We start from the raw sequence: 26211 nt of genomic DNA on the forward strand, positions 1-26211 counted from the left end.
GCGCCTAATCCGCCCTACGTAACTACTCCACGCCGCGGTTGAACTTGTTCGACTTCGGCAGGCCGTGCGCGAGGCGGCCGGCGTCGGCGCGGTTGCCGCGCCAGTCGGCGAGCTCCTTGATGCTCATGCCGTGCTCGCGGCCCGCGGAATCCTTCCAGGTCAGGCCCGCCTTGGAATCGAACACCGCGACGTCGGACAGCGAGGCGCTGGTGTATTTCTGCAACCGCACGCCGCGGCCGCGGGCCATTTCCGGCACCTGATCGAGCGGGAACAGCACCATCTTGTGATTGGTCCCGATCACCGCGACGGTGTCGCCTGCGACGGTTGCGAGCGCGCGCGCCTCGTTCGGCATGTCGACGTTCAGCACCTGCTTGCCCTTGCGGGTGGTGCCGACGCAGTCGTCCTCGTTGACGACGAAGCCCTGTCCTTCACTGCTGGCGACCAGGAATTTGCGGCCGCCCTTGTTGACGAACAGCGACACGATCGCCGCATCCTGCTCCATGTCGATGAACATGCGGATCGGCTCGCCATGGCCGCGACCGCCCGGCAGCTTCGCCACATCGAGCGAGTAGAATTTCCCGTTGGTGGCGAACAGCAGGAGCTTCGAGGTGGTCTCGGCGAAGAAGGCGTGATCGAGCTTGTCGTCGGTCTTGAAGGCAAGGCCCGAGAGGTCGGCGACATGGCCCTTGAGCGTGCGCACCCAGCCCTTCTCGGAGATCACGACGGTGACCGGCTCGCGCTCGACGAAGGCCTCCTCGATCGCGGCGAGATCATGCTCGGGCGCATCCGCAAAGGTGGTGCGGCGCTTGCCGAGCGGCGTCTTCGGCCCGAACATGTCGCGGACCTTCTTCACCTGCTCGCCGACCTTGGCCCATTGCTCGGTCTCGGAGCGGAGCAGCTGTTCGATGCCCTTCAATTCCTTGCGGAGGTCCTTGTCCTCGGTGCGGATCTCCATCTCCTCGAGCCGGCGCAAGGAGCGCAGGCGCATGTTAAGGATGGCGTCGGCCTGGACCTCGGTGAGCTTGAACGTCTTCATCAGCACCGGCTTCGGCTCGTCCTCGGTGCGGATGATCTTGATCACCTTGTCGATGTTCAGATAGGCGATGAGGTAGCCGCCGAGGATCTCCAGCCGGTTCTCGATCTGACCCTTGCGATAATTCGAGCGGCGCACCAGCACATCGCGCAGGTGGTCGAGCCATTCGCGAAGGCACTCGGCGAGGCCGACCACCTTGGGGATTTTCCCCTTCACCAGCACGTTGAGGTTCAGCGAAATCTTGCTTTCCAGCTCGGTCAGCCGGAACAGCGACTCCATCATCAGTTCGGGATCGACATTGCGCGACTTCGGCTCGATCACCAGCCGAACGTCATCCGCCGACTCGTCCCTGACCTCGCCGACCAGTGGCAATTTCTTCTGGTCGATGAGCTCGGAGATCTTCTCGACCAGGCGCGATTTCTGCACCAGCCACGGGATCTCAGTGACCACGATCACCCAGGTGGCGCGCGCACCCTCTTCCTGCTTCCAGCGCGCACGCGTGCGGAACGAGCCGCGGCCGGTGCTGTAGGCCTCGGTGATCGCTTCCTTGGAATCGATGATGATGCCGCCGGTCGGGAAATCCGGGCCCTTCACCCATCGCAAGAGCGCCTTCGACTTGGCGTCGGGCTTCTCGATCAGGTGCAGTGCCGCGTCGCAGAGCTCGGCGGCATTGTGCGGCGGGATCGAGGTCGCCATGCCGACCGCGATGCCCTGAGAACCGTTGGCGAGCAGGTTCGGGAAGCCGCCGGGCAGAACCACCGGCTCCTTCGACTGGCCGTCATAGTTGGCGCGGAACTCGACGCCGTCCTCGTCGATGCCCTCGAGCAGCAGCCGCGCGACATCGGTCATGCGCGCTTCGGTGTAGCGGTAGGCGGCGGGGTTATCGCCGTCGATATTGCCGAAATTGCCCTGGCCGTCGACCAGCGGGTAGCGCGAGGAGAAATCCTGCGCGAGGCGCACCATGGCGTCGTAGATCGCCTGGTCGCCATGCGGATGGAACGAGCCCATCACGTCGCCGACAATCTTTGCCGATTTCTTGAACGGCGAGCCCGGATCGAGGCGCAGCAGCCGCATCCCGTAAAGGATGCGCCGGTGCACCGGCTTCAGCCCGTCGCGGGCGTCCGGCAGCGCACGATGCATAATGGTCGATAGCGCGTAAGCGAGATAGCGCTCTTCCAGCGCATCGCGCAGCGGTACCTCGTGGATCTCCGGCGGTTCCGGCGGAATCAGTGCTTTTCCCATGCCGACGGGTTAACCGCTCCGGGCGAATCGGGCAAGAATCGATTCGGCACCATACCCCGCAGAAAAAGCCCGATTTTTCAGCCTGCACCCGCCAGGGTCGCCGGGTTCGGCGTGGCATGGCCATTGGTGATGTTGAATTGCGGGATATGGCCGAGCCCGGTCACGAGATCGGCATCGGCGCCCAGCACCTTCTTCCACTCGTGCCCCTCGGTCAGGATCACGCCGACGCCGGCGACCTCGGCGCCGGCCTGCCGCACCAGCTTCAAGGTCGCAGCCAGGCTCGAGCCGGTCGCCACGACGTCATCGACCACGACGACCCGCCGGCCCTTCAGCAGCGGGATCGCCCGGCGGTCGAGCAGCAGCCGCTGCGAGCCGGATGAGGTCACCGATTGCACATACTCGACCAACGCGTCGCCCAAATGAATCTTCGGCGATTTCTGCACGATGACATATTGGTCGAGCCCGAGATGGCGCGAGACCTCGATGGCGACGGGAATGCCGAGCGTCGCCGCGCCGACCACGATGTCCGGCTCCTTCCCCTTCAGCCGCGCGGCCAGCGCCTTTCCGATGCGCTCACCGAAGCCGACGCCCATGTCGATCACCATCAGAAGCGAAATCGCCAGGCGCTCGTTGATGGCGACGAGCGGCAGCTCCGTCGGCTCGCCGCCGATGTCGACAGTATAGGTGGCGGGGGTGAGTGCGCTCATGTGGTCCTGCCCGGATTTGTCAAAGGAAAGTCGGTCTGGATGGTGAGCCAGCCGATGTCGCGCCAGCTCGTGCGCGCCATCTTCGGATCGAAGCCGTAGATCGACAGCGCCAGCGCGATCGTCTCGGCCATGCGGAACGTCTGCACCATCAGCGGCACGCCGCGCGCCAGCGCATAGAGGACGCGCCGCGGCAAGGGCCCGCGGTCGAGTTCGAGGCCGCGCGCCCGCTGGGTCTCGCCGATGCTCTGGAACTCCTCGCGCATCAGCGGGATCATGCCGATCACGAGCACCAGCACCAGCGTCAACGAGCCCGGCAAGCGCAGCCGGCTGCAGGCCGCAAGCAGCGTGCCGGCCGACGTAGTCTCGATCGCGACGAAGAAACTGCCGGTGGTGGCGATCAGGCGGAAGGCCATGCGCAGCGCATCATCGATCGCCGCGGCGAGCGGCGTCCCGTTCCAGACGAAACTCAAGGTCCAGCTCAGCGTCACCAGGCCGCCGACCAGCGCCATCAGTTTGAGATAGCCTCTGGTTTGCGGCAGCCGGCAGGCGATCACGGCCGCCAGCACGACCGCGGCGATCACGCCAGCCGTCACCGCGCTGCCGGCGACCCAGCCGAGCGATGACAGCACCAGCGCCGCCAGCAATTTGACGAACGGGTTGATGCGATCAAGCCGATGCACGCTGGCCTCCTCCTGATGTTGTGACGTTCTGGTCCGGGCGCGGCCAGCCGCGACGCGCAAATACGTCCGAGGACCAGGCCGCCTCGGTCGTCCCGTCGAAGGCCAGCCGGCCATCCTCCAGGATCAGTACGCGGTCGGTGGCGCGGTCGACAAGCTGCAGGTCGTGCGAGACCAGCAGCGCCGCACAACCCCGTGCGCGGCAGCGGTCGAGGAAGGCCAGCACGCCGGCACGTGAGACGCTGTCGCAGGCGATCAGCGGCTCATCCAGGATCACGACCGACGGCGCCGTCGCCTCGATGCAGACCAGCGCCAGCATCAACTGCTCGCGCGCCGACAGCGCGAATGGCGAAAGCTCGGCGCGGTCGGCGAGACCGACGCCCTGCAAAAGTTCGATCGCCCGTTCGCGATGCGCAGCAACGGCCTTGGCGCCGGCATCGCCGCCGGACAGCGAGAACACGACCTCCTCCACGACCGAGAGCAGGAAGAACATCCGCCGCAAATTCTGCGCGACATAACCGATCTCGCGCGCCCGCTGCGCGATGGTCCAGCCGGCGCTATCGCGGCCGCCGATCTCGGTCGCGCCGCCGGCCGCCTTCTGCAGGCCGAGCAGCGTACGCATCAGCGTGGTCTTGCCGGCGCCGTTGCTGCCGATCAGCCCCGCTACCTCGCCTTTTCCGAGCGAGAGCTCAATCGACCGCAGCACCGGCTCGCCGTTCGGACGGCGCAGCGTGCTCGAAAGCTGCCGGACCGAGAGCGCCGGGCCCGACTGTGCCGGCCGCACCACGGCCCGCGGCGCCGGCGCCGCAAAGGGCGGCTCGATGCCGGCGACCGCATACGGCGTGGTCGCGCGAACGGCCGCCTGCCAGGACAGATCGTCGATGATGCCGCCCTCCTTCAAGAACACCACACGATCGGCCACGCCATCGAACCAGGCGAGATCCTGCTCGGCGATCAACAGCGTCAGCTTCGTTTTCCTAAGCTCGCGCAGGATGCCGATCATGCGCAGCCGCGCATCGGGATCGAGTCCGCTGGTCGGCTCATCCAGGATCAGCACGTCCGGTTGCCAGACCAGCGCCGAGGCAAGCGCCGCGATCCGGCGTTCGCCACCCGAAAGCGTGCGCACGGTGCGACCGATCAGCCGCCCAATGTTCATCTGCGCGATCACGGCGCCGACGCGCGCGCGGATTTCCGCCTGCGCCACGCCTCGGTTCTCCAGCGGAAAAGCGATCAGGTCTTCGACCGAAAGATCCCAGACCTGGTCCTCGACCGATTGCAGCACGAGGCCAACGCGGCGAAACAACTCGCTGCCCGCAATCGCGCCGAGATCGGTGCCGTCGAGCGACACCGCGCCCTCCATGCGCTGCGGCCGGATCAGCTTCGGAATGAGACCGGCCGCGACCGCAAGCAGCGTCGATTTTCCCGAACCGCCCGCCCCCGTCACGATCGTGGTGCTGCCGGCTTCGAGACGGAGATTGATATCGGACAGCACGTGAGCGTCGGCCCGAAAGCCGACGCTTACTCCACGCAGATCAAGCATCAAGTAGCGCTCCCCAAGGCGGTCAGAACCGGTGCAGCGTGCCCCGGCTGATGCCGGCAAGCAGCCTGGCGCCGGGACGTACCAGCAGCGGCGTTCCGATCACCATCGGCACGATGTCCGACAGGCCGATATAGAGCATCGCATACCAGAACGGGAAAATGCCGAGCACCGCCAGACTCGCCGACACCGCCGCCACCATGATGATGCCGACCACCGCGCAGATCACCGCGATCTTGAGCAGCACCGGCATCGACAGGTCGAAATTGGTCTTGCGCAGATTGACCAGCATCGGCGGTACGGCGCCGGTGAGCCCGACCATGATGCCGTCCACGATGAGCGAATGCGCGGGAATGAAGGTGCCGGCGAGCAGCGACCAGACGATGGTGCCGATATAGCCGCAGATGAACCCGCTCTTCGGCCCGAGCAGCAGCCCGATCAACGGCGGCAGGAACGCGAAGATGCGCCACTGGATCACGCCGGGCACAAGCTGGATCGGATTGGCGTAGGCCCACAACACGCCCGTCGCCACGCCGCAGACGACCGCAAGGACGATAGGAAAGAAACCGACCGAATCGGATTCGCTGTAGGTGATTTGCGTACTCATTGCATGCTCCCCGTCATGAGTTTGCCCTGAGATTTTTCAGGCAAGTTTCGGGCCATGCGGCATGGAACGGGCCGAGGGTTGCACGCAATAGAACCACCATGTGTGGGTTGGCAATTTCGGCGCGCATTGCCGTCAGGGCGGGGCAGTGATCCGGGCCCGACGGCGCACCACCGCATTGATGAAGCCTTCCCTCGCGTCGGAGTGCCCCTGCCCGCGCGGCTCCAGCACATTGCGCAGGAGGAAGCGGCCGGTGAGCGCAAAGCCATCGAGCAGGTCCTGGTCCGAGCAGGTGCCGGCGCCGTCATCGTCCTCGCGCAGGAACGGCGGCAGCCGCATCAGGCGATCGCGCCAGGGCTCGCCGGCGGCGCGCGAGACTGCGCCGCCCGATTTCGGCGAGACGTAGACCAGTTCGGAGGTCGCGCCCGTCGCCGCGCAGTTCGAGAGGTCGAGCCCGAAGCCGAGTTCGGTCAGCATCGCCAGCTCGAAGCGGATGAGATGGATCGCGGCGCCGCCGGCATCCTCGAAATCATCCAGCGTCCGCTCCAGCATCTCGTAGATGTCCTGGTGCGGATCGCGTTCCGGCAACAGCCGCGCCAGCGAAGCCAGATGGGTGATGCCATAAACGGCATGCGACGACGCCAGCAGGTTCGCCGCGCGCAGCCGCGTACCGTCGAGCTGGTAATAGCCGAGATGCTCGTCGAGCCGCGCCCGCCACATCGCGGTGACGCTGTTGCCGGGCTGCAGCAGCGGCCGCATCCGCGCGCTGGCCCCGCCGCGCACCAGGCCGAGATGGCGGCCGTGCTCGCGCGTCAGGAGCTCGACAATGGCGGAAGATTCGCCATGCCGCCGCACCCCGAGCACGATGCCTTCGTCGGACCATTCCATGACGCGGAGAGTAGCATGTAGGGTGGGCAAAGCGTAGCGCGCCCACCATTCACGATCGGTGCAAGAGGTGGTGGGCACGCTTCGCTTTGCCCACCCTACGCACCACTCGGCCCTACGCGTTGAACCAGCCGTGGGCGTCGCCGGTGAAGGAGAAATAGAGCCCGGCGGCCGTCAGCGCGCAGGAGATCACCTCGACGCCGCTGTCGAGCTGGATGCCGGTGGTGCCGATCACCTGCAACAGCGAGATCACCGACAGCAACAGCACCGCCGCCAGCACCCAGCGCGGCCAGTTCTTGCGGTGCTGTGCCGCCAGGTAAACGAAGTAGACCAGGAGCAGGATCAGGCCGGCCTGCAGCCAGGTGACGACCGTGATCATCTGCTCGGTCATCTCGCCACCCGGGGTGCGGTCCTGGAACGCCACCGACAGCGCGTCCAGCGTCAGCGACAGATACAGCAGCACCTCGAACAGAAGCACGTTTCTGGGTACTTTCATCGGAAGAGCCCGATCATTCCTTGGGAAACTCCAGTCCCATTTCCCGGTAGCGGTCGGGATCGTCGCCCCAATTCTCGCGCACCTTCACGAACAGGAACAGGTGCACGGGGACGCCCATGATCTCGGCGATCTCCTTCCGCGCCTCCGCGCCGATCGACTTGATCGTGGCGCCGCCCTTGCCGAGCACGATCTTGCGCTGGCTCTCGCGCTCGACAAAGATTGTCTGCTCGATGCGGATCGACTTGTCGTTGCGCTCGGTCCAGCTATCGGTCTCGACCGTCGATTGGTACGGCAGCTCCTGGTGGAGCTTCTGATAGATCTTCTCCCGCGTGATCTCCGCCGCCAGGTGCCGCATCGGCGCGTCCGACATCTGGTCCTCGGGATAGAGGAACGGCCCGGCGGCCACCATGCCTGCCAGCGCCCTGCGCAGATCGTCGACACCGTCGCCTGACAACGCCGAGATCATGAAAGTGTTCTCGAACCGCAGGCGGTCATTGGCGGCCTTCGCCAGCGCCAGCAGCTTTTCGCGCGGCACCAGATCGATCTTGTTCAGCACCAGGATCTTCGGATGGGCCACGCTATCGAGCTTGGCGAAGATCGCCTCGGCTTCCGCATCGATGCCCGACTTGGCGTCAAGCAGCACGCAGACGAGGTCGGCGTCATGCGCCCCGCTCCAGGCAGTCGACACCATGGCCCGGTCCAGCCGCCGCCGCGGCGCAAAGATGCCGGGCGTGTCGACCAGGATAATCTGCGCATTGCCCTCGATCACGATGCCGCGGATCAGCGCACGCGTCGTCTGCACCTTGCGCGAGACGATGGTGACCTTCGAGCCGACCAGCGCGTTGACAAGCGTCGACTTGCCGACGTTCGGCGCCCCGATCAGGGCGACGAAGCCGCAACGTGTCCCGGCCGGATCGGCCTCCGCCCTCGACTCAGCCGTCATGGCTGCCGGCACCTTCGCGGGCGATCATTGCGGACGCCGCCGCCTTCTCCGCCGCGCGCTTGTTCGGGCCGACGCCTTCCGCCGGCGCCAGGCCCGGCAGGTCGACGGCAACGCGGAATTGCGGATCGTGATGCGGCCCGGTGCGTTCGACCTCGCGGTAGACGGGCGTCGGCAGGCCCCTGCTCTGCGCCCATTCCTGCAGCATGGTCTTGGGATCGCGCAGCGGCCGGCGGAGCTTGCGCATCCGGTCGATCCAGTTCCGCTCGACGAATTTCGCGGCGGCCTCGTAGCCGCCGTCGAGGAAGATCGCGCCGATCACGGCCTCGCAGACGTCGCCCAGCACGGATTTGCGCAACCGCGCCCCCTCGACCGCCTTGACCATGCCGAGCTTGATGTCGTCGAGCAGACCGAGTTGCTCGGCGACGTCGGCGCAGCTTTCCTTGCGCACGAGATCGGCGAGACGCTTCGACAATTCACCCTCGTCCGCGCGCGGATGGGCGCGATAGAGCATGTCGGAGATGATCAATCCGAGCACATGGTCGCCAAGGAACTCAAGCCGCTGGTAGCTGTCGGCGCGGTGGCGGGTGGCCGGCTTCAGCGCGGAGACATGCGTGAACGCCGTCATCAATAGCGCCGGATCCGAGAACTTGTAGCCGATGCGCGCCTCGGTTGCAGCAACCGCCTCCTTCTCGGCGGCCGCCTTGCTGGCCTTGCTGCGCTTCTTCTTCGGCGCAGCGGTGCCGACCGCGTCGGGCTGCTCGCTCGGCTCGCCGGCAGTCGGAAGACTCTGAATGACAGGCGTATCGTCTTTCATCGCACAATGGTGAATAGGCGATTCCAGCGCACCGCGGTCGGCCAACGCCAGAACATCCAGGCGTGCTCGCCCTCGCCGATCGAGAAGAAGATCATCTGCGCGCGGCCAACGAGGTTCTCGAACGGCACGTAACCCACCGCCGACAGCACGCGGCTGTCGGTCGAATTGTCGCGATTGTCTCCCATCATGAAGAAGTGGCCGGCCGGCACGGTGTAGACATTGGTGTTGTCGTAGAAGCCATTGTCGACGCAATCCAGCGTCTCATAGCTGACGCCGTTGGGCAGCGTCTCCTTCCAGCGCTTGACGCGTGCGGTCGCGTCAGATCCGCAGGGGTCCTCGCCGATGAAATCGCTGAGCCGCTCGCGCTTGACGGGGGCGTCGTTGATGTAGAGCAGCCCCTCCTTCATCTGGATGCGGTCGCCGGGCAGCCCGATCACGCGCTTGATGTAATCGGTCGAATCATCCTTCGGCAGGCGGAAGACGACGATGTCGCCACGGTTGGGCTCCGAGCCGAAGATGCGGCCGGAAAACAAGGGCGGCGAAAGCGGGATCGAGTAGTGGCTGTAGCCGTAGGAATATTTCGACACGAACAGGTAGTCGCCGACCAGCAGCGTCGCCTTCATCGAGCCGGACGGGATGTTGAAGGGCTGGAAGAGGAAGGTACGGATCACGAGCGCGATGATCAGCGCATGGATGACGACCCGGACTGTCTCGCCTAGGCCGCTTTCGGATTTCGTCCCTGTGGTCACGCTCATCGCTTTCCCAATTCCCGCAACTGCCTTAACTGCGCGGTGGCAGAACGCGCTCCTCACGCGAATCGCGTTTTCCGCGCTCGCGTCACGAAGATGGTTCCTACGTCTGGTGTAGAGAGCAAGTCCCGGCGCGAACCCGAATTTGCCCTGGCTCGGTTTACCCTGCGGCGTTTTAGACGGTTGTTACGGGGCGCGCAATCAAGCGCCGCGTTAAAACTTCATAATCAATTGAAAAATCAATGATTTTTTAGTTTTACCCGATTCCGGAGCGCCGCACCGTCCACCGACCTCAAGGTTTGGCCGGCGCGACCGCCGAAATTATGACGAAGGCCTGTGCGAGCGGCCAGTCGTCGGTGATCGAAAGATCGATCTGCGCCTCGAGGCCATCAGGGGTGATTTGCCTGAGCCGCTCCAGTGCCCCGCCGGTCAACCGCATGGTCGGACGCCCTCCGGGCAGGTTCACCACGCCCATATCGCGCCACCAGACGCCGCGCATGATCCCGGTGCCGAGCGCCTTGGCACAGGCCTCCTTGGCGGCGAAACGCTTGGCATAGGTCGCGACCACCATCTTCTCGCTGTTGGCGCGGCGTAGCGCCTTGGCGCGCTCGACGTCGGTGAAGATGCGATCGAGGAAACGATCGCCATGGCGCTCGATCACCTTGGCGATCCGGGTGATGTCGATCAGGTCGGAGCCGATGCCAAGGATCATGCCGCGCCCGCACCCTCGATCGCCTTGCGGCCGCGGTCCATCGCCGCGCGCATGGCGCGGACGGTCTCCTTCAAGCCGACCAGGATCGCCTCGCCGATCATGAAGTAGCCGATATTGAGTTCCCTGATCTCGGGCAGCGCCGAAATCGTCTCGGCGGTGTCATAGTCGAGCCCGTGGCCGGCATGGACCTCAAGCCCGGCCGCCTGCGCCAGCTTGGCGCCTTCGACAATGCGCCGCCATTCGGCTTCCGCTTTTTCACGATGACCGTCCACGACAGCATCGCACCAGCCTCCGGTGTGGATCTCGATCACCGGTGCCTTCAACTTCGCCGCCATCTCGATCTGCCTCGGGTCGGCGGCGATGAACAGCGACACCCGGATGCCGGCGTCGCTGAGCCGCGCGATGAACGGGGCCAGGGCATTGTGCTGGCCGACGACGTCCAGCCCGCCCTCGGTGGTAAGCTCCTGCCGTCGTTCCGGCACCAGGCACACGGCATGCGGCTTGGTGGCGAGTGAAATGCGCAGCATGTCGTCGGTCGCCGCCATCTCGAAATTCAGGGGCTTTGATATCTGCGCCTTCAGCCGTGCCATGTCCTCGTCGCGGATGTGGCGACGGTCCTCGCGCAAATGTGCGGTGATCCCGTCGGCGCCGGCCTCGATGGCCAAGAGCGCCGCGCGTACCGGATCGGGCCGCGCCCCGCCGCGCGCATTGCGCAGCGTCGCGACGTGATCGACATTGACCCCAAGGCGGAGCGGCGGAACAGGCATGATGTAACTCGCTGCCAGAAACCTAGACTGTCATGCGCGGGCTCAACCCGCGCATCCATCTTCTTGAAAAGATGGATTGCCGGGTCAAGCCCGGCAATGACGATGACCTACCCATTGACGCGCTCGACCCGTGCGACCACGGCCTTCGCGCGCAACTGGGCGAGAATAGCGCTCAAATGCTTGAGGTCATAGACCTCGAGGTCGATGGTCAGCTCGGTGAAGTCAGGCGAGCGCCGCGACATGTGGATGTTGTCGATGTTGCCGTCATGCTCAGCGATCACGGTCGCTATCTGCGCGAGGCTGCCGGGCTCGTTGACGTTGTGGACCAGGATCCGCGCCGGGAAACGCTGCGGCATGGTCTCGTCGATGTCCCAGCGCACATCGAGCCAGCGCTCGGGCTCGTCCTCGAAATCCTTCAGCGCCGGTGACTGGATCGGATAGATCGTGATTCCCTCGCCCGGCGTCACGATGCCGACGATGCGGTCGCCCGGCACCGCGCCGCCGTTCGGCGCAAACTTGACCGGCAATTCGGAATTGATGCCGCGCACCGGGATCACCGAAGCTGCGCGGGCCGGATGCGGCGGCGTCTGCGCCTTGGCGGCAAGCGCCTTCTTGGTGCCGTAGCGCACCAGCCGCTCTTCCTTGTAGTCCGGATACATCGCCCGCGCGACGTCGGAGGCTTTCAGTTCGCCACGGCCGACGGAAACCAGGACGTCCTCGATCGAGGTGCGCGCCAGCCGCGGCAATGCGCCTTTCAGCTTGTCGTCGGCGTATTCGATCTTGGCGCGGGCGAACAGGCGGTCGATGATGCGGCGGCCCAGCCCGGCATATTGGTCGCGCACCGCGGCGCGGGTGGCGCGCCGGATCGCGGCGCGCGCCTTGCCAGTGACCGCGAGCGCTTCCCAGGCCGACGGCGGCGCCGACTGCGCCTTCGAGGTCAGGACCTCCACTTCGTCGCCGTTCTGCAGCTCGGAGGACAGCGGCGCAAACTTGCCGTTGATCTTGCAGCCGACCGCGCTGTTGCCAACATCGGTGTGAACGGCATAGGCGAAGTCGATCACATTGGCGTTGCGCGGCAACGCGATCAGCTTGCCCTTCGGCGTGAAGCAGAACACCTGATCGTGAAACAGCTCCAGCTTGGTGTGCTCCAGGAACTCTTCCGGATTGGCGCTCTCGGAGAGAATGCCGATGGTGTGACGCAGCCAGGCAAAGGCGTTGGACTCGTGCTTCAGCCGCTCGGTCGGCGAACCCGTGCCATCCTTGTAGAACGCATGCGCCGCGATGCCGAACTCGGCGATCTGGTTCATCTCCTCGGTGCGGATCTGCAACTCGACGCGTTGCTTGCCGGGACCGATCACGGTGGTGTGAATCGAACGGTAGTCGTTCTGCTTGGGCGTCGAGATGTAGTCCTTGAAACGCCCGGGCACGACCGGCCAGGTCGTGTGCACGACGCCGAGCGCGCGGTAGCAGGCCTCGACGTCGGCAAGCACGATCCGAAAGCCGTAGATATCGGACAATTGCTCGAAGCCGACCGACTTGCGCTCCATCTTGGTCCAGATCGAAAACGGCTGCTTGCGCCGGCCGTAGACGCGTGCGCTGAGGCCGTTCTTCTGCAGGTTCTTCGAAAGCTGGCTTTCGATCTCGCCGATCAGATTGCGGTTACGCTCGGCGAGCGCATCCAGCCGATGCTTGACCACCGCATAAGCTTCCGGATCGAGCACGTGGAACGAGAGGTCCTCGAGTTCCTCTCGCATCTCCTGCATACCCATGCGGCCGGCGAGCGGCGCGTAGATATCCAGCGTCTCCTCGGCGATGCGGCGGCGTGAGGCCGGCGGCACGAACTCCAGCGTGCGCATGTTGTGCAGGCGGTCGGCGAGCTTGATCAAGAGCACGCGGACGTCGTCGGCGATCGCGAGCAGGAGCTTGCGCAGGTTCTCCGCCTGCTTGGCCTCGCGCGAGACGAGCTCGAGCCGCTTCAACTTGGTCAGCCCCTCCACCAGCGCGCCGATCTCGTGGCCGAACACCTGGTCGATCTCGGCCCGCGTCGCCTCGGTATCCTCGATGGTGTCGTGCAGCAGCGCCGCGACGATGGTGGCGTCGTCGAGCTTGAGGCCGGTCAGGATCGCCGCCACTTCGAGCGGGTGCGAGAAATAGGGATCGCCCGACGCCCGGGTCTGGGTGCCATGCGCCTTCATGGCGTAGACATAGGCGCGGTTCAAAAGGTCTTCGTTGGTATCGGGATTGTAGGAGCGGACGCGCTCGACCAGGTCGTACTGCCGCATCATGCGGGCGCGCGGCTTGAGCGGCTTCTGCACCACCGCGGAGTCAGGCGCCACCGCGACCGCGTCGGTCGCAGCCTGCATCTGGCGGGGTGTGCGGCGCCAATACGCCATGGAATTGCTGCCTCAACTATCGAGCCGACTGAGCTTGCGGCTCTAATCTAGTGCGATTTCGAACCAAGCTTTAGCCTGTTCGAGCCGAAAATCGTTCAATTTCCGTCAAGGCTTCAGGGACGCATCTCGCGACCAGAATGTCAACAAAAGCAAAGGCCCGGGCAGTGCCCAGGCCTTCAGCCAATTCAACCCTGTTGGGTGACCGCAGCGAGGACCTATTCGTCCTCTTCGGGCTGCTCCTCCGGCGGCGCGAGGCCCTCGAGGCCCTTCAGCAGCTCTTCCTCGGTCATCCGCTCCATCGCCACTTCGGTATCATCGGCATCGACGCTGGCGCCAGCCGAACCGATCAGCGGCACGGTGTCGGGCTCCGGCTCGTCGACCTCGACGAACTTCTGCAGCGAGTGCACCAGTTCCTCGCGCAGGTCCTCCGGGGAAATGGTCTGGTCGGCGATCTCGCGGAGCGATACCACCGGGTTCTTGTCGTTGTCTCGATCAACCGTGAGTTGTGATCCCGAGGAAATCATCCGAGCGCGATGGGCAGCCAACAGGACCAGATCGAACCGGTTGTCGACCTTATCAATGCAATCTTCGACGGTGACGCGCGCCATATGCTGTCGCTCCGTTAAGTGGGACAGAATTTGCTGATTATTGTGCGTTAGTTATAGGGCGAGGCGGGGTTTCGCAACATTAAATTTGTGATTTGCCTTCGCCCAAACCTCTGCTAACCCGTGACGGGGCCAGAAGGCCGGAGCGTCCGTAACGCGGCGGGACGCCGTTGTGGACAAGTAACTCACTTCATTGCATCGTCAAAAGTGTAGGTATTTCGCCCTCGCCTCACCATAATTGCGATGGTGACTGTCGTTGGGGGAAGATTCACCGGACTTTAGGCTGCAACGCAGAATTAAGGTGCGCGGCTCGTCGCCGCTGCGCCGAGAAGCTAACAAAAGGCGAGAAACTTTGATGTCGTCACCCGTTTCCAACAAGATCGCGCTCTTTATCGATGGAGCCAATCTGTATGCAACCGCCAAGACGCTCGGGTTCGACATCGACTACAAGCGCCTCCTGAAGGAATTCCAGAGCCGCGGCACCCTGCTCCGCGCATTCTACTACACGGCGATCATCGAGGATCAGGAGTATTCGTCCATCCGGCCGCTGATCGACTGGCTCGACTACAACGGCTACACCGTCGTCACCAAGGCCACCAAGGAGTTCATCGACGCCAGCGGTCGCCGCAAGGTGAAGGGCAACATGGACATCGAGCTCGCGGTCGATGCGATGGAACTCGCCGAACATATCGACCAGATGGTGCTGTTCTCCGGCGACGGCGATTTCCGCTCGCTTGTCGAGGCGGTGCAGCGGCGCGGCGTCCGGGTAACCGTAGTCTCGACCATCGCAAGCCAGCCGCCGATGATTGCCGACGAACTCCGCCGCCAGGCCGACGTCTTCACCGACCTGGTGGAACTGCAATCCAAGCTCGGCCGCGACCCGTCCGAGCGCCCGGCCCCGCGCGAGCGCGGCGAGTCTCGCCACCACGCGCCGCAATTCCTGCAGCGCGCCACGACCACGGCGCCCCGGGCCGATGACGACGATTTCGACGACTAGCCTCCTTCCCGCCTCCACCGAACCCGACCGCAACTGCCCGCTCTGTCCGCGGCTCGCCGAGTTTCGCGCCGAGGCGCGTGCCAAGCAGCCGGGTTGGTTCAATTCGCCGGTGGCATCCTTCGGCGATGCCGAGGCGCGGCTGCTGATCGTCGGGCTGGCACCCGGGCTGCAGGGAGCCAACCGCACCGGGCGCCCCTTCACCGGCGACTATGCGGGTGACCTGCTCTACGCGACGCTGCTGGAGTTCGGCTTTGCCAAGGGCGTCTACGAGGCGCGGCCGGACGACGGCTTGCGGCTGGTCGATTGCCGGATCAGCAACGCCGTGCGCTGCGTGCCGCCACAGAACAAGCCGTTGCCGATCGAGATCAACACTTGCCGAAAGTTCCTGGCAGCGACCATCGCGACCATGCCAAGACTGCGCGCCATCGTCCTGCTCGGCCGCATCGCGCATGAATCGACGGTGAAGGCGCTCGGCCTGCGCAATGCCGCCGCGCCCTTTACGCATGCCGCCGTGCACGAGGCCGGCAACATCCGCCTCTACGACAGCTATCATTGCTCGCGCTACAACACGAATACTGGCGTGCTCACGCCGAAGATGTTCCGCGATGTCTTTGCGCAGGTGCGGAAGGATCTGGGCTAGCCCGTTACCGGATTTTCCCGCAGCCATTCAAGGACGTCGCCGGCGTTCCGGTCGGGCGGGAACACCGGATAGAAGACGTGGGTGATACGCCCGTCGTCGATGATCAGCGCCAGCCGCTTGATCAGCGTCAGCCCCGCCACCTCCATGGTCGGCAGTCTGAGCGCGTGCGTCAACTCGAGCGTCTCGTCCGAGAGCACCGGAAACGGCAGATGCAGGCGTGACGCCATTTCCGTCTGGTATTCGTTGCTCTGCGTCGACAGGCCGAACACGTGGGCAGCGCCGGCGGCCTTGAGCTCGGCGAACAGGTCGCGGAAGGCGCAGGTCTGTGGCGTGCAGCCGCGCGCGCCCGGGATCATGTCCCAGTCGTCGACCAGCGCGATCTTGCCGGGCTCGCCGGTGCGCGGATAGGCGAACACCACGGTGCGCCCCTTCAGCGAAGACAGCGACACTGACGTATCGTCGGTCGCCACCAGGCTGACCGGCGGGATCGCCATGCCCTTCAGATGCGCGGCGTCACCATCATCGGTCGGCGCGGGGATCTTGCTCCAGTCGACTTCGAGCAGGTTCTTCTGGTTCATTGGGCTATTCTCCATCCGCCGTCATTGCGAGGAGCGAAAGCGACGAAGCAATCCATCCTTCCGCTTGCGGCGCTATGGATTGCTTCGCTTCGCTCGCAATGACGGATGGACATGGAAGCGTTAGCCCCGCGCGCGCAGCAGGCGGCCCTTCTCGCGGCCCCAGTCACGCTTCTTTTCGCTCTCGCGCTTGTCGTGCAGCTTCTTGCCCTTGGCGACCGCGAGCAACAGCTTGGCGCGACCGCGCTCGTTGAAATAGAGCTTGAGCGGGATCAGCGTCATGCCCTCGCGGTCGACCGCGCCCATCAACTTGCTGATCTGCTTCTTGTGAAGCAGCAATTTGCGCGGGCGCTTCGGCTCGTGATTGAAGCGGTTGGCCTGCAGGTATTCCGGGATATTGGCGTTGATCAGCCATATCTCGCCGTTCTTGGAATCCGCATAGGACTCCGCGATCGTGCTCTTGCCGCCGCGGATCGACTTCACCTCGGTGCCGGTCAATGCAATGCCCGCCTCGATGGTGTCCTCGATCGCATAGTTGAAGCGCGCCTTGCGGTTCTCGGCGACGACTTTGATCGGACGTTCGTTTTTCTCGGCCACGTCAGGATTTCTTGAGGAGATCGCGAATTTCGGTGAGCAGTTCTTCCTGACGGGTCAATTTCGGCGGCGCTGGCGCCGTTTCCTGCTTGCGCTTCAACTGGTTCATGAGCCGGATCACGATGAACAGCACGAAGGCGACGATCAGGAAATTCAGGGTCAGCGTCAGGAAACTGCCCCAAGCCAATACGGCACCTTGCTTCTTGGCGTCAGCGAGATTGTTGGCAGTGACCGACTTCGCCAACGGCGTGAAGTAGTTTGAGAAGTCGAGCCCGCCGGTGATGGCGCCGATGATCGGCATGATGACGTCGCCGACCAGGGAGTTCACGATGGCGCCGAAGGCCGCGCCGATGATGACGCCGACCGCAAGGTCGACGACATTGCCCTTCATTGCGAACTCTTGGAACTCCTTCAGCATGCGAAGCCCCTTCTCCTCGCCTGGCCAACCGGACCAGTCATTGGCGCAACCCGTCCGGCTTTAGTTGATGAGGCCGGCGTGCACCATGGCGCTGCGCACCGCCACGCGCGTGGATTCCGACACCGGCACCATCGGCAGCCGCAGCCGCTCCTCCAGCTTGCCGAGCAACGACATCGCGTATTTCACCGGCCCGGGATTGCTCTCGATGAACAGGTTGGTGTGCAGCGGCATCAACTTGTCGTGCAGCTTCAGTGCGGTCGCGACGTCGCCCTTCTGCCAGGCGGCGTGGAACTCGGCGCACAGCCGCGGCGCCACATTTGAGGTCACGGAGATGCAACCATGGCCGCCATGGGCCATGTAGCCGAGCACGGTCGCGTCTTCGCCCGAGAGCTGGTTGAAATCCTCGCCCATCGCCGCCCGCTGCTGCGACACCCGCACCATGCTCGCGGTGGCGTCTTTGACGCCGGCAATGTTCTTTAATTCCCACAGGCGCGTCATCGTATCGACCGACATGTCGATCACCGAGCGTGGCGGGATATTGTAGATAATGATCGGTATTCCAATCGCATCGTTAATCGCCTTGAAGTGCTGGTAGAGCCCTTCCTGGGTCGGCTTGTTGTAATAGGGGGTGACGACCAATACGGCGTCGGCGCCGGCCTGCTCGGCGTGCTCCGACAGCTCGATTGCCTCCTTGGTCGAATTGGAACCGGCGCCCGCGATCACCGGCACCCTGCCCTTGGCCTCCTGCACACACCATTCGACCACGCGCTTGTGCTCGTCATGGCTGAGCGTCGGGCTCTCGCCCGTGGTTCCGACCGGAACCAGGCCGTTGGTGCCCTCGCCGATCTGCCAGTTCACGAGGCCACGAAAGGCCGCCTCGTCCACGGAACCGTTCTTGAATGGCGTCACCAAAGCGGTGAACGAGCCGCGAAATTTTGTCTTGGCTGCCATGGACTTCCTCCAAACACTTAAGGGTTGCGGCGCGCGGGTCAGAAAGGCCGATTCATATCGGGTCCGGCGGCGAGGCGAAAGGGCCGCAGTCCCCCTCCCATTGCGAGCCGCGATTTTGCCGCTGTCATGGCGCAAATATTCGCTTCCCGCGACACTTTTAGCAATTTGTCTACATATTCAATCAAATACAGCTAAGGCCTCAGCGATCAGATGATTCGCCGCCGCAGAGGAAAGCCGTGACCCCTTCCCCCCGCGCAGCCGCATTGCGATCGACCGCCTTGGCAACATCGCTGGTGCTGGCGTTCGCCTTGGCCGCGATGGCAGAAGCCGCGGCCGGTCCAAATGTTCCCTTGCCGAAACCACGGCCGATCGCGCGCAGCGTGGTTCCGAAAACCACGCCTGCCACCACCGCGCCCGCGACCGCCGCCGCCGCCAAGAATACCGCCCCTCCCAAAGCTACATCGTCCAACACGCCTGCTCCGCCCCCGCCCCATCTGGCGCCAGCCACGCGCCAGCATGCGGCGCCGGCCCGGATCAAGCCGACGGTGCCGGCCGCCGTGGCCGCGACCTCATCGACCTCCCAGAGCGACAAGGACGCGCTCGAGAATGTCATCGAGCTCGTCCGCAAGCAGAAGTCCGGCGATGCGACCGAGGTCGCGGCGACGATCTCCGATCCCGTCGCCCGAAAGCTCGCCGAGTGGCTGATCCTGCGCAGCGAAAACAACGGCGCCTCGGTCGAGCGCTACCGCGCCTTCATCTCGGCCAATCCGAGCTGGCCCTCGCAGACCTTCCTGCGCCGCCGCCTCGAGGCCGCGCTGTGGGACGACCGCCGCGAAGATGCAGCAGTCTGGGCGTGGTTCGAAAACGAGTCGCCCTTGTCCGCCAAGGGCCGGCTCGCGCTGGCCAAGGCGATGCTCGCCCGCGGCGACCGCGCCAATGCCGAGCGGCTGGTGCGCGAAGCCTGGCGCAGCGATCCCATGAGCGAGGACACCGAGACCACCGCGCTGGACATGTTCGGCCCTCTGCTCACCGCCGGTGATCACAAGGCGCGCATGGACACCATGCTCTATGGCACCGAGCAGGAGGCTGCTGGCCTGCGGGCGGCCAAGCGGCTGGGTTCGGGCTATCTCGCGCTCGCCAAGGCACGGATCGCCGCCAACAAGAAAGCATCCAACCTGCGGGCGCTGCTGGAGGCGGTGCCGCGCGAACTGCACGGCGATACCGGTTATCTCTTCGCCCGAATCCAGTTGCTCCGTCGCGAGGAGAAATTCGCGGAAGCGGCGCAGGTGATGTTGAGCGCGCCCAAGGATCCGGCGAGGCTGTTCAATGTCGACGAATGGTGGATCGAGCGACGCCTCTTGGCGCGCAAGATGATCGACGTCGGCGAGAACCGCAGCGCCTATCTGATCGCGCGCGATGCAGCGCTACCCGCCCGCGACATCTACAAGACCGAGCAGGAGTTCACCGCCGGCTGGATCGCGCTGCGCTTCCTCAGAGATCCCGGGCTCGCCGCGCAGCACTTTGCCCGCATCGGCGTTGGCAGCGTCAATCCAACCGCGCTGGCGCGTGCCGGCTATTGGCAAGGCCGCGCCGCCGAGGCCGCCGGTCGCAACCAGGAGGCGCGCGCGGCCTATCTACGCGCGGCCGAGCAGTCGACCAGCTATTACGGCCAGCTCGCGCGGGCCAAGCTTGGCTTGCCGCAGATCGAGCTGAACGGCGTCCCGGGCGCACGCGGCCGCGGCGTCGAGCGATTGGAAATCGTGCGCGCGGCGCAATTGCTCTATGAGGTCGATGCGGGCGAGTTCGCGGTTCCCCTGCTCGCCGACATGGGTGAAAACGGCGACCCCGACGCGCTGGTCGGGCTCGGCGAGCTGACGGCGCGCTATAGCGACGCCCGCGGGATGCTGTTGATGGGCAAGGCCGCGCTCAACCGTGGTCTGCCGTTCGATTTCTACGCCTATCCCATCAACGGAATTCCGTCCTTCAGGTCGATCGGACCCGAAGTCGAGCGAAGCGTCGTCTATGCGATCGCGCGACAGGAGAGCGCATTCAATCCGGCCGTGGTTTCGCCGGCGCAGGCCTATGGCCTGATGCAAGTCACGCCGGATGCGGGGCGCTACGTCTGCAAGCGCGCCGGCGTCGCGTTCGATCTGAACCGGATGAAGACCGACTCGGTCTACAACGCCGCGCTTGGCGCCGCCGAGCTCGGTGGGTTGCTCGAGGACTATCGCGGCTCCTACATCCTCACCTTCGCGGCCTACAATGCCGGCCGCGGCAGCGTGAGGAAATGGATCGATCGCTACGGTGACCCGCGCGATCCCAAGGTCGACGCGGTCGACTGGGTCGAACTGATTCCATTCTCCGAGACGCGCAACTATGTGCAACGGATCATGGAGAACCTGCAGGTCTATCGCGCCCGGTTCGGCGGCGGCACGCGGCTGCAGATCGAAGCCGACCTCCACCGCGGCGCCAGCGTCGAATAGGCGAATAGCGAGTGGCGAATGGCGGGACAGGTTGGCGGTCCCGCGCAGCGCGCTTAACGACAGACGCGGCGTCCCTGCTGTTGCGAACACGCGGAAGTCCCGGGCGGCGGCGGTTGCGGAGGTTGGATCGGCACGACCGTTGGCCCCGTCATCGGGCATGCCGTCATTGGACAATTTGGCGGAAGAAGTTCGCCGGGATTTGTGCAGATCGGCTGCATCCGCCCGTTGACGCACTGACACTCGCACTTCGCCCACACCTCCGTCGGCATGGCCAGGCCAAAAACCAAAATCGCGAGAAAGCGGCCCATCTGGCATTCCCTTCTTCGCTGGGCGCCGCCTTTCAGTTCGGCTTGTCGATCCCTATCGAGCATTGCCCCCTCTTTTCGTCCTGATTTGAACTCCCCGGCGTGTTGCTGGTTCGGAGCGCCATTTGTGAGGACGAAGAAGGGCGAGATCGTCTGAGCCGGGCTGCAAGCCATAGGCGCCGAGGCAAAATTGCCGGAACAGGGAACCCTGGGGCTTTCAACCGCCTGACAGTCCGCGTTATCCCTCGACACCGGTAACGTTAGGATTCAGCGCCGCGAAGGCCGGCCGTGACGGCCTGCCCCATCCCTTGGCAAGCCGCCCTTACTATAACTCATTGAAATAACTATAATTATTGCGAAACCCCGCTTTCAAGATCGATACTGTCCGATCGAGTCGCGTGTTAAACGTCAGATGTTATCCACAGCGTAATCGGGCCTCGGGGCGCCAACGCCGACGCACAGTCCGGTGTCCCCTCAATCTGCCGCTTGCGGCTCGCCCGCGCGTCGTGCATATCGGCGCTGCCGGAGACGTGGCCGAGTGGCTGAAGGCGGCGGTTTGCTAAACCGTTATAGGCTTGTAAAGGCCTATCGAGGGTTCGAATCCCTCCGTCTCCGCCAGCTGCCTCCGGCAGCCATTTCGGTCGCGTTACCGTTGGCCTCATCGTCCCCTGTCCCGCGTAACGACGATCCTGCACCATCGTTTCCAGGGAACGTCACATGCGCAAGGAAGAACTCGAAGCAATTCTGAGCGACGGCTCCGGCGAGGTCGACATCGGTCCGATTGAGGATCAGCTTTTCCTGCTCGCGACCGAGCGACGCCTGCCAGACTTGGCGGTTGCCCAGTGCGCGGTCAGGATAGAGGAATCCGCGCCCGCCTTGCTCGACGTGCTCGAGCGTGCGGCGCGCGCAGAACCGCTGACGGAAAAAGACGAGATGTTACTGGTCCGCGGAATCTATCTTCTCGGCGGCGGGCAGCAGACTCAAGCCTTCCAGCCGCTGCTGCGCCTGTTGCGCCGGCCAGAGAGTGAAGTGGACGACCTGCTTGGCGATGTCGTCACCGAGGACTTGTCGCGGATTGCTGCCGGCGCTTTCGACGGCGATGCCGACGCGCTCTTTGGCGTCATCGCCGACGCTTCCGTAGAGCAGTACGTCCGTGATGCCTTGTTCGGTGCAGCGACATTCCTCACCTGGAATGGCCAGATCAAGCGCGACCAGACGCGAGGCTTCCTGGTGCGGTTCTTCGAGGGCCGGCTCGCCGAACCGGACAACGAGGCCTGGGCCGGCTGGTTGGAGTCTATCGCACTGCTCGGCTTGCGCGAGCTCGAACCACTAGCCGAGGGTGCCTGGAAGGCAGGCCTTGTTCCGGATTTCTCGTACAGCAGAGAGAATTTCGATGAGGATTTGCGTCAAGCCGAGCAGCGGCCTGACGATATCGAGCGCTTCACGGAACGTCGGCTTGGTCTGATCGAGGACACCCTCGCAGCTCTGGAGTTGACCGACTGCGGGGATCACGACGAATCCTGGGATGACGAGAATCCCTTCACCGGCGAGCCGCTCGACGTCCGCGACTGGATGCCGATGGAGCCGGTCAAAAATCCTATGCGGAATGTCGGGCGCAACGACCCCTGCCCTTGCGGCAGCGGCAAGAAGGCCAAGAAATGCTGCCTGGCCCGCAAAGACTAGACGTTGAACGAACGGGTAGGTCGTGAGGTATCGCGGGATCGTCTACGATGTAGGGCTGAACTTCGCGGATCAGGGATTTTCAGTCGAGCCCTTCGACCCCGTTCTGGTGGCGCACGACATCCGCGTGATTGCCAACGACCTCCACGCCAATGCCGTGCGGACCGAGGGCCGGACCTGACGCGTCGTGCAGTCCGTCTGCCGACTAAGCAGGAACGTATGTCAACCTAACCGTGTCCTCGCCAACAAGATCGGTGGAAACAAGGCGGAGCGGCGGTCGGGGACCGGCGAAGAATGGCTTGCCGCGACCAAGCACGACGGGGTGGAAGTAGAGTCGATACTCATCGATAAGACCAAGGTCGGTTAGGCTTTGTGCCAGGTCTGGGCCGGAAACTGTAATCTCTCCAACAAGCCGAGCCTTCAGGCCACGTATCACCGCCTCGATGTTATCCTCAACAAGTGTGGCGTTGGGGCCGACTGACTTCAACGAGCGCGACACGACCCACTTCGGTTGGCGCCGCCACGCCGCCGCGAACTCGTGATGCTCCGCATTCCACTCAGGACGGTCTTCGTCCCAATAACGCATAACCTCGTACATGCGGCGACCGTACACACTGCCGGTCAGGTCGCGCACGTGCTCTATCCAGTGACGAAAGAGTGCGGGACTTGGCGCAAATTCCTGGTGATCGACATAACCGTCCAAGGACAGGTTCATTCCGAAGACGATCTTTGCCATGCTGCCAAATCTCCATCCCAAGGTCTTCACGATAGTATGAATAGAGTGATGCAGAAAGTGAAGTTGGCCCGCGTTGTCGGTTTGACGAATAACCAGATGCCCAACACTGGCGGCTGCACAGTGCACGGTCAGGATAGAGCAATCCGCGCCCGCAGCTCTATGGCAGACGTAACCAGATTTCCAGCGCCTGAAATCATCGCGCAGTTCGCGCCTTTCAAATTCCAAGCCGCGTCGCGTCGTCTGGCACGATGAAGCGGCGCAGACCCGAGCCGGAAGAACTGTTGCCCGCGCTCAAGAAGGCGGCGAACGTCTCCACCCGGCAGGCGCTTGCTGATCTTCTGAGCGCCTCGCAATCATGAACATGTCTCGTGACGGCTCGCCGCGTCTTTTACGTCCGATATTGTTCCGGCGGCTGCGGGTAGTTCGCCGGATTGCTATCGAGCTTGGAAAGGCGCGTGATCAGCTTGCCGCTGACCAGGCGCTGCAAGTCCGATTCCAGCGCGTCAGCGAGCGGCTTGGCATAGACTTCATTGCCGTCAACGTAGAGCGCGAACAACTTGACGTATTTTGCCTGCTTTTCAGGATCCTCGATCGTCGCTTTCGTCCATGCGTAAAGCGGATAGTTTTCGGTACCCCGCTTCTCAGCTTCGGCCACATAGTCGGCGAAGATATCGAACTGACACTTCATCGTCGCATGATGTTTGGCGAGGATATCCGCAAGCGGCTTGATTGCCGGATTGTCGGGATCGCGCCGCGCCACGCCGGCAAGCTCGTCCCCGAGATTGATCCGGACCTGATATTCCCATTGCTTGGTCATCGTTGGCTTCCCCCGAGGCCCTCACAAGCCCGCCTCGTCGGCTACGAAATGAAATAGCTAGCTTGGGTAAAGCACTACATCACGTCATCCGGTTCAAGCTCGCCGCGACCAGCGCCTCGGTCCACACAAAAGTGGTTGAATACCTTTGCATGGATCGCGAAGCGCGGCTGCGGTGACACAGCAAGATCGCTCCTATGCTGGCCGGCCGGAGATCGTCCCGCGATCCCCGATCCACGCCATTGTCCCAAACACCGTTCAGCCGATCCGCATCGAAAGCTCGACGTCCCCGCCGAATGGCGTCGACATGTAGCCGTTCGCGGGCGAGCGCACATGCGCCAAATAGTCGGGGCTGTAGTCGGCGTTGTCGGCGACAATGAAGGCACCGGGCCTGAGGCGACTTTCCACCAGGCTCAGTATCGTGGGATAGAGGCCCTTGGCGCCGTCGAGCAGCAGCAGGTCGATCGTATCAGGGAGATCGACGCTCAGCGTCTGCAGGGCGTCTCCTTCACGGATCTCCACGAGGTCGATGAGACCGCCGGCGGTCAGATTGTCGCGGGCCCGCGCCACCTTGGACGGCTCGAACTCGCTGGTGATCAGGCGGCCACCGCCATTGTCGCGCAGGGCTGCGGCAAGGTGCAGGGTCGAGATGCCGAACGAGGTCCCGAACTCGACGATCGTTCGCGCGCCGCAGCCTCGCGCCAGCATGTAGAGCAACGCGCCGGTTTCTCGCGAGACGGCGAGCGGAAGATCCTTCAGACGGCCGTAGAAATCGCGGTATTCGGTCTTGCTTCGCATCAGACGCGAATGTTCCTCGCCTGAGAGATCGCCCACTGCAGAATTGGCCGCGGGCGAAGCCGCATCAGCCTCTTCGAACAAGCGATCCAGCAACGGCGCAAGCGGGGTGGTGGACAGTGTGGTCATGCAGGTCTCCGGTGTGAAATGAGCGCGTCCTTGCGCTGAACCAGAAATACGACTAATTCGTCGCATTTCCTATTCGCATTGCCAGGCCACTCCATGACCGATCGGCGAAGTACTCGAATTTCCTCACGAAAACAGCCCAAGCAGGTGCGCTCGGCGGAGCTCGTCGCCGCGATTTTGGATGCTGCTGTTCAGGTTTTGGCTAAGGAAGGCGCGCAGCGCTTCACCACGGCGCGCGTCGCCGAGAAGGCCGGAGTTAGTATCGGGTCGCTCTATCAGTATTTCCCGAACAAGGCGGCGATCCTCTTCCGACTTCAGAGCGACGAGTGGCGGCAGACGAGCGACCTGCTGCGCGGAATCCTTGAAGACGACCAGAGACCGCCGCGCGAACGGCTGCGCACCCTGGTCCACGCCTTCCTCCGCTCGGAGTGTGATGAAGCCGCGATGCGTGTGGCGCTCAATGACGCCGCCCCACTCTATCGCGATGCGCCCGAAGCACACGAAGCGATGGCGTCGGGAGAGCGCATTGTTCAGGCCTTCATGCGGAAGGCGTTGCCCGAGGCATCAGAGGCAACTCGCGCATTGGCCGGCGAGTTGATCATGACGACGCTAACCGAGGTGGGCAGGCAGTTCTCGGAGACCCCTCGCTCGTCCGCAGAGATCGATGCCTATGGCGACGCCATGGCCGATATGTTCTGCGCCTACCTTAAGGATCTCGGGCACGCCTGAGATCGGCGGCAGAGCCGGTCACGACGGATCGATCAGCGCCGCGGCCAAGGATGATCGCGGCGGCGCTTCCACCGCCTTAAAGCGGAATGAAGTTAGCTTGAATCGATTTGGGATTCCCAAATCAGGCGGTTTCTGATTCACCATGCTGGCTGGGCTGGAGGCCGGCATGGATGGGCAAGCCTTACTCTTTGGATTTGAGGAAGC

The 26211-nt window shown here is 64.0% G+C and carries 28 protein-coding genes and 1 tRNA gene; 7 read left to right on the forward strand and 22 right to left on the reverse strand.

Translation table 11 applies throughout. The features are described 5' to 3' along the window. Positions 1-22: 22 nt before the first annotated feature. From parC to rpoZ, 14 genes are all read right to left on the reverse strand, one after another. Positions 23-2275 (reverse strand): DNA topoisomerase IV subunit A, encoded by a 2253-nt coding sequence (gene parC / locus ACZIRK_RS35635; RefSeq protein ID WP_130230995.1) that lies wholly within the window; start codon positions 2273-2275, stop codon positions 23-25. A 77-nt stretch (positions 2276-2352) separates the two neighbouring features. Then, positions 2353-2982 (reverse strand): phosphoribosyltransferase family protein, encoded by a 630-nt coding sequence (locus ACZIRK_RS35640; protein ID WP_130230997.1) that lies wholly within the window; start codon positions 2980-2982, stop codon positions 2353-2355. Then, positions 2979-3662: an energy-coupling factor transporter transmembrane component T family protein gene (locus ACZIRK_RS35645; protein WP_165435623.1), complete on the reverse strand. Its 684-nt coding sequence runs from the start codon at positions 3660-3662 to the stop codon at positions 2979-2981. Before ACZIRK_RS35645 ends, ACZIRK_RS35640 begins: the two co-directional genes overlap by 4 nt. After that, the gene (locus ACZIRK_RS35650; protein ID WP_474419080.1) at positions 3649-5199 is read right to left on the reverse strand and encodes an ABC transporter ATP-binding protein; all 1551 of its coding nucleotides are present in this window, start codon (positions 5197-5199) and stop codon (positions 3649-3651) included. The genes ACZIRK_RS35645 and ACZIRK_RS35650 overlap by 14 nt, the downstream gene beginning before the upstream one ends. A 22-nt stretch (positions 5200-5221) precedes the next feature. Further along, a complete protein-coding gene (locus ACZIRK_RS35655) occupies positions 5222-5803 on the reverse strand; it encodes a hypothetical protein (RefSeq protein WP_035691373.1) in 582 nt (193 codons plus the stop codon). 132 nt (positions 5804-5935) lie between these two features. After that, positions 5936-6688: a DNA repair protein RecO gene (recO, locus tag ACZIRK_RS35660; protein WP_130229104.1), complete on the reverse strand. Its 753-nt coding sequence runs from the start codon at positions 6686-6688 to the stop codon at positions 5936-5938. 112 nt (positions 6689-6800) lie between these two features. Continuing rightward, on the reverse strand, positions 6801-7181 hold the full coding sequence (locus tag ACZIRK_RS35665; RefSeq protein ID WP_028166651.1) for a hypothetical protein: 381 nt from the start codon (positions 7179-7181) through the stop codon (positions 6801-6803). A 13-nt stretch (positions 7182-7194) separates the two neighbouring features. Further along, positions 7195-8124 carry a GTPase Era gene (gene era / locus ACZIRK_RS35670; protein ID WP_130229103.1) on the reverse strand — a complete coding sequence of 310 codons (930 nt, stop codon included), beginning with the start codon at positions 8122-8124 and terminating at the stop codon, positions 7195-7197. After that, entirely contained in the window at positions 8114-8938 is an 825-nt protein-coding gene (rnc, locus tag ACZIRK_RS35675) for a ribonuclease III (RefSeq protein WP_028166653.1), read from the reverse strand. Before rnc ends, era begins: the two co-directional genes overlap by 11 nt. Next, the gene (gene lepB, locus ACZIRK_RS35680) at positions 8935-9693 is read right to left on the reverse strand and encodes a signal peptidase I (RefSeq protein ID WP_028166654.1); all 759 of its coding nucleotides are present in this window, start codon (positions 9691-9693) and stop codon (positions 8935-8937) included. The genes rnc and lepB overlap by 4 nt, the downstream gene beginning before the upstream one ends. 286 nt (positions 9694-9979) lie before the next feature. After that, complete coding sequence (gene acpS, locus ACZIRK_RS35685; protein WP_028166655.1) at positions 9980-10399, reverse strand: holo-ACP synthase; 420 nt, start codon at positions 10397-10399, stop codon at positions 9980-9982. Further along, on the reverse strand, positions 10396-11166 hold the full coding sequence (locus tag ACZIRK_RS35690) for a pyridoxine 5'-phosphate synthase (protein ID WP_130229102.1): 771 nt from the start codon (positions 11164-11166) through the stop codon (positions 10396-10398). The genes acpS and ACZIRK_RS35690 overlap by 4 nt, the downstream gene beginning before the upstream one ends. A 107-nt stretch (positions 11167-11273) precedes the next feature. Then, entirely contained in the window at positions 11274-13559 is a 2286-nt protein-coding gene (locus ACZIRK_RS35695; RefSeq protein WP_474419081.1) for a RelA/SpoT family protein, read from the reverse strand. A 215-nt stretch (positions 13560-13774) separates the two neighbouring features. Next, entirely contained in the window at positions 13775-14167 is a 393-nt protein-coding gene (gene rpoZ, locus ACZIRK_RS35700) for a DNA-directed RNA polymerase subunit omega (RefSeq protein WP_027583153.1), read from the reverse strand. 352 nt (positions 14168-14519) lie between these two features. On the opposite strand from rpoZ, the gene ACZIRK_RS35705 reads away from it, so the two are divergent. Both ACZIRK_RS35705 and ACZIRK_RS35710 read left to right on the forward strand, forming a co-directional pair. Then, entirely contained in the window at positions 14520-15161 is a 642-nt protein-coding gene (locus ACZIRK_RS35705; RefSeq protein WP_028166658.1) for a LabA-like NYN domain-containing protein, read from the forward strand. Further along, a complete protein-coding gene (locus ACZIRK_RS35710) occupies positions 15139-15801 on the forward strand; it encodes a uracil-DNA glycosylase (RefSeq protein ID WP_130229100.1) in 663 nt (220 codons plus the stop codon). Before ACZIRK_RS35705 ends, ACZIRK_RS35710 begins: the two co-directional genes overlap by 23 nt. Here the strand turns inward: ACZIRK_RS35710 and ACZIRK_RS35715 are convergent. The 4 genes from ACZIRK_RS35715 to dapA all read right to left on the reverse strand — a co-directional run bounded on the left by ACZIRK_RS35715 (position 15798) and on the right by dapA (position 18339). After that, on the reverse strand, positions 15798-16379 hold the full coding sequence (locus tag ACZIRK_RS35715) for a peroxiredoxin (RefSeq protein ID WP_130229099.1): 582 nt from the start codon (positions 16377-16379) through the stop codon (positions 15798-15800). The two genes, ACZIRK_RS35710 and ACZIRK_RS35715, sit on opposite strands and share 4 nt — an antisense overlap. A gap of 120 nt (positions 16380-16499) precedes the next feature. Continuing rightward, complete coding sequence (smpB, locus tag ACZIRK_RS35720) at positions 16500-16973, reverse strand: SsrA-binding protein SmpB (protein WP_028166661.1); 474 nt, start codon at positions 16971-16973, stop codon at positions 16500-16502. A gap of 1 nt (position 16974) precedes the next feature. Next, entirely contained in the window at positions 16975-17388 is a 414-nt protein-coding gene (mscL, locus tag ACZIRK_RS35725) for a large conductance mechanosensitive channel protein MscL (RefSeq protein ID WP_028166662.1), read from the reverse strand. A gap of 60 nt (positions 17389-17448) precedes the next feature. Further along, entirely contained in the window at positions 17449-18339 is an 891-nt protein-coding gene (gene dapA, locus ACZIRK_RS35730) for a 4-hydroxy-tetrahydrodipicolinate synthase (RefSeq protein WP_130229098.1), read from the reverse strand. 317 nt (positions 18340-18656) lie between these two features. Between dapA and ACZIRK_RS35735 the strand changes: the two genes are divergently transcribed. From ACZIRK_RS35735 to ACZIRK_RS35750, 4 genes are all read left to right on the forward strand, one after another. Further along, positions 18657-20822, forward strand: a complete 2166-nt coding sequence (locus tag ACZIRK_RS35735; RefSeq protein ID WP_474419083.1) for a lytic transglycosylase domain-containing protein — start codon at positions 18657-18659, stop codon at positions 20820-20822. An 829-nt stretch (positions 20823-21651) separates the two neighbouring features. Beyond that, positions 21652-21745 (forward strand) — tRNA-Ser (locus ACZIRK_RS35740). Between the two features lie 99 nt (positions 21746-21844). Beyond that, on the forward strand, positions 21845-22810 hold the full coding sequence (locus ACZIRK_RS35745) for a DUF1186 domain-containing protein (RefSeq protein WP_130229107.1): 966 nt from the start codon (positions 21845-21847) through the stop codon (positions 22808-22810). 22 nt (positions 22811-22832) lie between these two features. Next, the gene (locus ACZIRK_RS35750) at positions 22833-22988 is read left to right on the forward strand and encodes a hypothetical protein (RefSeq protein WP_165435492.1); all 156 of its coding nucleotides are present in this window, start codon (positions 22833-22835) and stop codon (positions 22986-22988) included. Positions 22989-23012: 24 nt separating this feature from the next. Here ACZIRK_RS35750 and ACZIRK_RS35755 read toward each other — a convergent pair whose 3' ends face one another. The 3 genes from ACZIRK_RS35755 to ACZIRK_RS35765 all read right to left on the reverse strand — a co-directional run bounded on the left by ACZIRK_RS35755 (position 23013) and on the right by ACZIRK_RS35765 (position 25281). After that, positions 23013-23543, reverse strand: a complete 531-nt coding sequence (locus ACZIRK_RS35755) for a dihydrofolate reductase family protein (protein ID WP_130229106.1) — start codon at positions 23541-23543, stop codon at positions 23013-23015. Positions 23544-23931: 388 nt separating this feature from the next. Next, complete coding sequence (locus tag ACZIRK_RS35760; RefSeq protein WP_130229097.1) at positions 23932-24360, reverse strand: hypothetical protein; 429 nt, start codon at positions 24358-24360, stop codon at positions 23932-23934. A 255-nt stretch (positions 24361-24615) separates the two neighbouring features. After that, positions 24616-25281, reverse strand: a complete 666-nt coding sequence (locus tag ACZIRK_RS35765; RefSeq protein WP_130229096.1) for an O-methyltransferase — start codon at positions 25279-25281, stop codon at positions 24616-24618. 93 nt (positions 25282-25374) lie between these two features. Here ACZIRK_RS35765 and ACZIRK_RS35770 point away from each other — a divergent pair, with 93 nt between their 5' ends. Beyond that, a complete protein-coding gene (locus tag ACZIRK_RS35770; RefSeq protein ID WP_130229095.1) occupies positions 25375-26007 on the forward strand; it encodes a TetR/AcrR family transcriptional regulator in 633 nt (210 codons plus the stop codon). 18 nt (positions 26008-26025) lie between these two features. Here the strand turns inward: ACZIRK_RS35770 and ACZIRK_RS35775 are convergent. Beyond that, a partial coding sequence (locus tag ACZIRK_RS35775) for a hypothetical protein (RefSeq protein ID WP_474419082.1) occupies positions 26026-26211 on the reverse strand: 186 nt, incomplete at its 5' end.

Source organism: Bradyrhizobium sp. Leo114 (assembly GCF_055229415.2).

Coding starts and splice junctions, on each gene's coding strand:
- parC (WP_130230995.1), bottom strand. CDS start 2,275: ATGGGAAAAGCACTGATTCCGCCGGAACCGCCGGAGATCCACGAGGTA.
- ACZIRK_RS35640 (WP_130230997.1), bottom strand. CDS start 2,982: ATGAGCGCACTCACCCCCGCCACCTATACTGTCGACATCGGCGGCGAG.
- ACZIRK_RS35650 (WP_474419080.1), bottom strand. CDS start 5,199: ATGCTTGATCTGCGTGGAGTAAGCGTCGGCTTTCGGGCCGACGCTCAC.
- ACZIRK_RS35655 (WP_035691373.1), bottom strand. CDS start 5,803: ATGAGTACGCAAATCACCTACAGCGAATCCGATTCGGTCGGTTTCTTT.
- recO (WP_130229104.1), bottom strand. CDS start 6,688: ATGGAATGGTCCGACGAAGGCATCGTGCTCGGGGTGCGGCGGCATGGC.
- ACZIRK_RS35665 (WP_028166651.1), bottom strand. CDS start 7,181: ATGAAAGTACCCAGAAACGTGCTTCTGTTCGAGGTGCTGCTGTATCTG.
- era (WP_130229103.1), bottom strand. CDS start 8,124: ATGACGGCTGAGTCGAGGGCGGAGGCCGATCCGGCCGGGACACGTTGC.
- rnc (WP_028166653.1), bottom strand. CDS start 8,938: ATGAAAGACGATACGCCTGTCATTCAGAGTCTTCCGACTGCCGGCGAG.
- lepB (WP_028166654.1), bottom strand. CDS start 9,693: ATGAGCGTGACCACAGGGACGAAATCCGAAAGCGGCCTAGGCGAGACA.
- acpS (WP_028166655.1), bottom strand. CDS start 10,399: ATGATCCTTGGCATCGGCTCCGACCTGATCGACATCACCCGGATCGCC.
- ACZIRK_RS35690 (WP_130229102.1), bottom strand. CDS start 11,166: ATGCCTGTTCCGCCGCTCCGCCTTGGGGTCAATGTCGATCACGTCGCG.
- ACZIRK_RS35695 (WP_474419081.1), bottom strand. CDS start 13,559: ATGGCGTATTGGCGCCGCACACCCCGCCAGATGCAGGCTGCGACCGAC.
- rpoZ (WP_027583153.1), bottom strand. CDS start 14,167: ATGGCGCGCGTCACCGTCGAAGATTGCATTGATAAGGTCGACAACCGG.
- ACZIRK_RS35705 (WP_028166658.1), top strand. CDS start 14,520: ATGTCGTCACCCGTTTCCAACAAGATCGCGCTCTTTATCGATGGAGCC.
- ACZIRK_RS35710 (WP_130229100.1), top strand. CDS start 15,139: ATGACGACGATTTCGACGACTAGCCTCCTTCCCGCCTCCACCGAACCC.
- ACZIRK_RS35715 (WP_130229099.1), bottom strand. CDS start 16,379: ATGAACCAGAAGAACCTGCTCGAAGTCGACTGGAGCAAGATCCCCGCG.
- mscL (WP_028166662.1), bottom strand. CDS start 17,388: ATGCTGAAGGAGTTCCAAGAGTTCGCAATGAAGGGCAATGTCGTCGAC.
- dapA (WP_130229098.1), bottom strand. CDS start 18,339: ATGGCAGCCAAGACAAAATTTCGCGGCTCGTTCACCGCTTTGGTGACG.
- ACZIRK_RS35735 (WP_474419083.1), top strand. CDS start 18,657: ATGGCAGAAGCCGCGGCCGGTCCAAATGTTCCCTTGCCGAAACCACGG.
- ACZIRK_RS35745 (WP_130229107.1), top strand. CDS start 21,845: ATGCGCAAGGAAGAACTCGAAGCAATTCTGAGCGACGGCTCCGGCGAG.
- ACZIRK_RS35755 (WP_130229106.1), bottom strand. CDS start 23,543: ATGGCAAAGATCGTCTTCGGAATGAACCTGTCCTTGGACGGTTATGTC.
- ACZIRK_RS35760 (WP_130229097.1), bottom strand. CDS start 24,360: ATGACCAAGCAATGGGAATATCAGGTCCGGATCAATCTCGGGGACGAG.
- ACZIRK_RS35765 (WP_130229096.1), bottom strand. CDS start 25,281: ATGACCACACTGTCCACCACCCCGCTTGCGCCGTTGCTGGATCGCTTG.
- ACZIRK_RS35770 (WP_130229095.1), top strand. CDS start 25,375: ATGACCGATCGGCGAAGTACTCGAATTTCCTCACGAAAACAGCCCAAG.